The following is a 6,626-nucleotide window of genomic DNA, read 5'->3' on the forward strand; positions in this document are numbered from 1 at the left end:
TCTGCTCCCTGATCAGGTCCTCGGGTCGGCTCGACTTGCGCAGACCGCGCTGCTCACCGCCGCCATGTTCGCGCTCGGGACCGGCGTACGCATCGACGTCCTCCGAGGCGTGGGCTGGCGGCCCTTCGCCCTCGCCGCCGCATCCACGGCATGGGTCTCGGCCCTCGCACTCACGGGAATCCTGCTGTTCGGATGAGCGAACCCGTCCGGTGACCGGCACCGAGCAGGGTCGCAGGAACGAGGGCAGGGGGCACCCCGCCGCTCCGCGAAATCGGCACAGCTCCTCGAAATCGGCACAGCGCCGACCGTCCTGCCGCGAAACGCGGCCAATCGGGCGGGGTGGGGAGGAGAATCCCACCCATGCACGCCATCGACGGAACACGCGAGCGCGACGTCCGGCGATTCCCCCTCGATTCATCCGCATCGTCCGCACCTCCGGTGCAGGACTCGAGAACTCGACGTCGGACCGGAAAGGCCCCGGGCCGGTCCCGGGTTTGACCGCATCGGATTCCTGGTGGCAGGAGATACAGCTGTGGGATCGAAATCCGCACCCTCGAAATCGAAGAAGAAGAAGAAGAAGAAGAAGGGCACGGCGCACAGGGACGCGAAGCACGGGCCGCAGCCTCGTGCCGATACCGGCGAATTGCACGCGCCGACCGTCGAGTTCACCCCACCGATGAAGAACAAGGAGTACCGGCGCCTGCTCAGACCGCTGCACGCCGAACTCGTCGCGGTGCAGGAATGGGTGAAAGCGTCGGGCGCGAAGATCTGCATCGTGTTCGAGGGGCGTGACACCGCCGGGAAGGGTGGGGTCATCAAGGCGATCACCGAGCGGGTGAGCCCGCGGGTGTTCCGCGTGGTCGCGTTGCCCGCACCGACCGAGCGGGAGAAGACGCAGATGTATGTGCAGCGGTATCTGCCGCATCTGCCCGCCGGTGGAGAGGTCGTGATCTTCGACCGCAGCTGGTACAACCGCGCCGGCGTCGAACGGGTGATGGGCTTTTGCACCGAGGAGGAGGCGGGCCACTTCCTCCAGCTCGTTCCGGCGGTCGAACGCGCAATCGTGGAGTCGGGTGTAATCCTGCTGAAGTACTGGCTCGAGGTGAGCGAGGAGCAACAGACCGCACGTTTGCAGAGCCGGATCGACGATCCGCGCAAGATCTGGAAGCTGTCGGACCTCGATCTGCAGTCGTACAGCCGGTGGTACGACTACTCACGGGCGCGGGACGAGATGTTCCGGTTCACCGACACCGGCTGGGCACCGTGGTACGTCGCCGACAACGACGACAAGAAGCGCGGACGGCTCAACATCATCAGCCATCTGCTGAGCAAGATCCCCTACGAGCCCCTGGAAGTTCACGACATCACCCTCCCGGCGCGGCAGAAGCCCGACGGTTACCGGGTGACGACACCACCGCTGCACTGGATCCCCACTCCCTACTGACATCCGCGCCGGGAAGGACCTGTCAGCCATGGCCTCGACAGAACGCACGCCGAAACGGTCGGACATCCCCGCTACGGGGCAAACGCACACGACGTGGCACGCCCAGAGGGCCGACGTCGTGGTGTCCGCACTGGCCACCGACACGCAGACCGGACTGACGAGCGACGAGGCGGGCGAGCGTCGACGACGCTACGGGTCCAACAGCATCGTCTCCGAACCCGCACCGTCGGCACGGGCGCTCGCGCTGCTCCAGCTGAAGGACCTGATGAACCTGATGCTGGTCGCGGTGGCGGTCGTCAGCGTCGTCATCGGGGAGATCCCCACGGCGATCGTCGTTGCCGTACTCGTCGGACTCAACGTGGTCCTGGGCACCCGGCAGGAGTTGAAGGCCCGCGCCAGCGTCGACGCACTGGCGAAGATGCAGACCCCGCAGGCGCGGGTGACCCGTGACGGGACACTGGTTCAGCTCGCCGCCACCGACCTGGTGCCGGGCGATGTCGTGCAGCTCGAGGCGGGCGACATCGTCCCCGCGGACGGCCGACTGCTCACCTCGGCCACCCTCGAGACGCAGGAGGCGGCACTGACGGGCGAAAGCGCCCCCGTCCCGAAGGATCCCCAGACCCTCGGCGCCGCCGACGTCCCCCTCGGCGATCGCAGCAACATGGTCTTCCAGAACACCTCGGTCACGCGCGGCACCGCCACCATGGTGGTCACCGAAACCGGCATGCACACCCAGATGGGCCGCATCGCCTCGATGCTCTCGGCCGTCACGCCGAGCAAGTCGCCGCTGCAACGCGAACTGAATTCGCTCACCAAGGTGCTCGGCATCATCGCGTGGACCGCGGTCGCCCTCATCGTCGTCCTCGGAGTGATCCGCGGACAGAGCGTGACCACGGTCTTGCTGCTGGGCATCTCCATGGGCGTCTCCGCGATCCCGACCGGCCTGCCGACGTTCGTCCAGGCCATGCTCGCCTACGGCGCCCGCCAGCTGGCCGAGGCGAAGGCCGTCGTGAAGAACCTCACCGACGTCGAGACCCTCGGCGCCACCAGCGCGATCAACTCCGACAAGACCGGCACGCTGACCATGAACCAGATGACCGTGCGATCACTGTACTTCCATTGCCGCTGGTACAGCGTCGACGGTGAGGGATACAGCAAGTCGGGGCGCGTCACCCACGTCGCGGGCGAGTCGGCCCCCGACTTCACCCTGCTCGCCTACGGGCTGTGCCTCGACAGCGACGCCACCGTCTCCGACTCCGGACAGGTGGTCGGCGATCCCACCGAGGCCGCCCTGGTGGTGCTCGCAGCGAAGGTCGGCGTCGACGCTCCCCAGACCCGGCGGACGTATCCCCGCGTCGCCGCCGTGCCGTTCGACTCCGCGTACAAGTTCATGGCGACGTTCCACCATCTACCGGTCGACGGCACCACCCGATTCGTGGAACTGGTCAAGGGCGGACCGGACGTCGTTCTCGCGCGGTGCACGAACGCCTTCCGTCCCGGCCGGCAGGCGGTACCGATCGGCGACGTCCGGCAGGAACTGATCGCGGCGAACCAGGCCATGTCCGAGAAGGGCCTGCGCGTCCTGGCGTTCGCAGCACGCGTGCTCGACGGGCAGGAGCAGGCTGTGCAAGCCGACCCCATGTCGTTCGTCGAGGACCTCACGTTCGTCGGTATGGTCGGCATCATCGACCCACTCCGGCCGGAGGCAATCGATGCCGTGCGCACCGCCCACGAGGCCGGCATCGAAGTCCGAATGATCACCGGAGACCACGCGATCACCGCATCCGCCATCGCCGCCGAACTCGGCCTCGGACCGGGCGCGATCGGTGGCACCGAACTGCAGGCCATGACCGACGAGGAACTGTCGGCTGCCCTGCCCGACCTGCACGTGTTCGGTCGCGTCACCCCGCAGGACAAACTCCGCCTCGCCGACGTCATGCAGAAGACCGGCGCGGTCGTGGCGATGACCGGCGACGCCGTCAACGACGCCGCCGCGCTGAAGAAGGCCGACATCGGTGTCGCCATGGGATCGGGCAGCGAAGTCACCAAACAGGCCGGCAAGATGGTCCTCACCGACGACAACTTCGGGACCCTGATCAGCGCGATCCGCCTTGGCCGCAACATCTACGACAAGATCGTCTCCTACATCCGCTACCAGATGTCGAAACTGTTCTCACTGGTTCTGCTGTTCCTCGTCGCGAGCATCTTCGACATCAACGACGGCGTCGCACTCACCCCGCTGATGGTGCTGTTCCAGCACTTCTTCATCCCTCTGTTCCCGGTCGCCGTCATCATGCTCGACCCGCCGGCGCCCGACCTGATGAACAAAGCGCCCCGCGATCCGAAGCTGCCCATCGCCAACCGGAGGGCGTTCACGCAGTGGCTGGCCTACGGCATCCTGCAGTTCGCCGTTACCCTCGCCGCGATGCTCCTCGCCCCGGGCGAGATGAGCACCACCGAAGCGAACGTCCCCATGACGACAGCATTCGTGGTGCTGTCGTTCGGATCCGTTCTCGCCGGACTCGTCATGCGCCGCGATCCGGAATCCGGCCTGGAGGCCCCGATACTCGGGGCGCTGAAGATCCTGTCGATTCCCGTCGTGGTCACCGTATTCGCCGTCGAAATCGGCTTCCTCCAAGAACTTCTGATGACCACGTCGCTGACCGGAGGCCAGTGGCTCGCCTGCCTCGGCTGGGCACTGATCGTCCCGATCGTCGTCGAAGCGGAGAAGGCGCTGCGCCGCCGTCGATCGGGACCGCCGGCACTGCTTCCGCCCGAGGCCGCGGTCGGCCCGCAACGAGCCGGTACGCACTGACGTCGACTCCGGCGGGCACGAGCCGGTTCGGTAGTCGACACCGGTGGGGCTGTCGGCCTGCTGCGCCGTCCCCTGGAACCGGCCCGGGACGCGCTGATTCCTCACCGGATTCGCGGCCCACGTCGACCTGATCCGATCGATGAGGCCGGATGTGGTGAGCCGCCCGGACCGGGAGCCTTCCCCAGTGCACAGGGCATGTCCCCAAATGAACAGAATTACGTCCCTCAGGGATAAGCATTCGGGCATGCACTCCACTACTGTTAGGTCCATCACACAGAGCCGGTTGGGGAGAGGGAACGTCGGCCACGGCCGCGACATCGCCCACCTCCTCCCGCCGGAACACCGACCGCAGTCGAGCACGGCAACGTGCCCTCGACAGCCCGGATCCCGTACAGCGGGAAGCAATTACATCCCGAGAAACATCAAGACGCCGAGCCTGCCCGGTGGAACGGGCCGGCAGGCGCGACAAGGAGAAGACTGTGGCAAAAGCCGTCCGCTTCTACGAAACCGGTGGCCCCGAGGTCATGCGGTGGGAAGCCGTCGAGGTCGGAGACCCCGGCCCGGGCGAGGTCCGGATCCGGCATGAGGCCGTGGGTCTCAACTTCGCCGACACGTACTTCCGCACCGGCCTGTACCCCGCCCCCCTGCCGGCCGGCATGGGTGTCGAAGCCGCCGGCGTGGTCGAGGCCGTCGGACCGGACGTGGCGCACGTGCGGGAAGGCGATCGGGTGACCTACACCGGCAGCCCGCTCGGCGCCTACAGCACCGAGCGCGTGATGCCCGCCGAACACCTGATCCCCTTGCCCGATGCCATCGGGTTCGACACCGCCGCGGCGATGACCATGCGCGGCTTGACCACCGCCTATCTGCTGCGCCGCATCCACCCGCTGAAGGCCGGGGACACCGTGCTGCTGCACGCGGCGGCGGGAGGCGTGGGCCTGATCTTCACTCAGTGGGCGAAGTTGTTGGGAATCAACGTGATCGGGACGGTCTCGAGCGAGGAGAAGGCCGAGACAGCGCGCGCCCACGGGTGCGATCACGTCGTGATCTACACGCAGGAGGACGTCGCGAAGCGAGTGCGGGAACTGACGGACGGCGCCGGCGTTCCCGTGGTGTACGACAGCATCGGCAAGACGACGTACCCGACCTCCCTCGATTCGCTGGCGCGCCGCGGTCTGCTGGTCTGCTTCGGTACCGCCTCCGGGCCCATTCCCCCGATCGACGCAATGCAGCTCGCGGTCAAGGGATCGTTGTTCGTGACCCGTCCGGCGCTCGCGGACTACATCGCCGACCCGGCCGAGCGCGCCGAACTCGCCGGAGAGCTGTTCTCCCACGTCGCCACCGGGAAGATCGCGATCGAGATCAACCAGCGGTATGCACTCGAAGACGCGGTCCGCGCCCACCACGATCTCGAAGCCGGTCGCAGCATCGGCTCGTCGGTCTTCACCCTCTGACCCCGGCCGGGCGGGATGTTGCTCCGGACGCCACCGCCATCCCACCACCCACGAAGGATCTGTCATGACTACCACCACCCGGCTGTCGGAGACGACCACGGCCACCACGCGGGAGTTCCGCGTCGAACCGCTCACCTGCACCATCGGCGCCGAGCTGTTCGACGTCGACCTCGGGGAGGTTTCGCGTGACCATGCGCTGTTCGAGCAGCTGCACGCGCTCCTGCTCGAACACAAGGTGCTCTTCTTCCGCGACCAGGACATCACTCGCGCCGAGCATGTGGCGCTGGCCGAACGGTTCGGTCCGCTCGAGGATCACCCGATGGTCGGCAGCGACCCCGACAACCCTGGCCTGGTGCGGATCTACAAGGACGTCGACAGCCCGCCCGAGCACTACGAGAACGCCTACCACTGCGACGCCACATGGCGGCAGAACCCGCCCATGGGGTGCGTGCTGCGGTGCGTGGAGACGCCGCCGGTCGGTGGCGATACCGTCTGGGTGAACATGGCCGAGGCGTACCGGCGGCTGCCCGCGCCGGTGAAGGAACAGGTCGCCGGACTGCGGGCCCGGCACAGCATCGAGGCGAGCTTCGGTGCCGCCCTGCCGATGGAACAGCGCCATCAGCTGCATGCGCGGTACCCGGACGCGGAGCACCCGGTGGTGCGCACCCACCCCGAGACCGGCGAGAAGATCCTGTTCGTCAACGCCTTTGCCACGCACCTGGTCAACTACCACACCCCCGACAATGTCCGGTTCGGGATCGACTACGCCCCCGGCGCCGGCAATCTGCTGCAGTACCTGATCAGCCAGGCCGCGATCCCCGAGTACCAGGTGCGCTGGCGGTGGACGAAGAACAGCATCGCCATCTGGGACAACCGTTCCACCCAACACTATGCGGTGCAGGACTATTGGCCC

At 67.2% G+C, this 6,626-nt stretch carries 4 protein-coding genes and 1 pseudogene; all 5 read left to right on the top strand.

Annotation, left to right across the window (positions count from 1 at the left end; genetic code table 11):
- A pseudogene (locus tag CQZ88_RS31300) lies at positions 1–196 on the top strand (putative sulfate exporter family transporter); the annotation flags it as partial.
- A gap of 336 nt (positions 197–532) precedes the next feature.
- Complete coding sequence (gene ppk2, locus CQZ88_RS18470; protein ID WP_102800139.1) at positions 533–1,444, top strand: polyphosphate kinase 2; 912 nt, start codon at positions 533–535, stop codon at positions 1,442–1,444.
- 28 nt (positions 1,445–1,472) lie between these two features.
- Positions 1,473–4,259 carry a cation-transporting P-type ATPase gene (locus tag CQZ88_RS18475; RefSeq protein WP_102800140.1) on the top strand — a complete coding sequence of 929 codons (2,787 nt, stop codon included), beginning with the start codon at positions 1,473–1,475 and terminating at the stop codon, positions 4,257–4,259.
- 479 nt (positions 4,260–4,738) lie between these two features.
- Positions 4,739–5,713 carry a quinone oxidoreductase gene (locus CQZ88_RS18480; RefSeq protein WP_065923373.1) on the top strand — a complete coding sequence of 325 codons (975 nt, stop codon included), beginning with the start codon at positions 4,739–4,741 and terminating at the stop codon, positions 5,711–5,713.
- Positions 5,714–5,777: 64 nt separating this feature from the next.
- On the top strand, positions 5,778–6,626 hold an 849-nt coding region (locus tag CQZ88_RS18485), incomplete at its 3' end, for a TauD/TfdA family dioxygenase (protein WP_258008659.1).

Source organism: Rhodococcus sp. ENV425, from assembly GCF_002887785.1.
Taxonomy (GTDB): Bacteria; Actinomycetota; Actinomycetes; order Mycobacteriales; family Mycobacteriaceae; genus Rhodococcus; species Rhodococcus aetherivorans.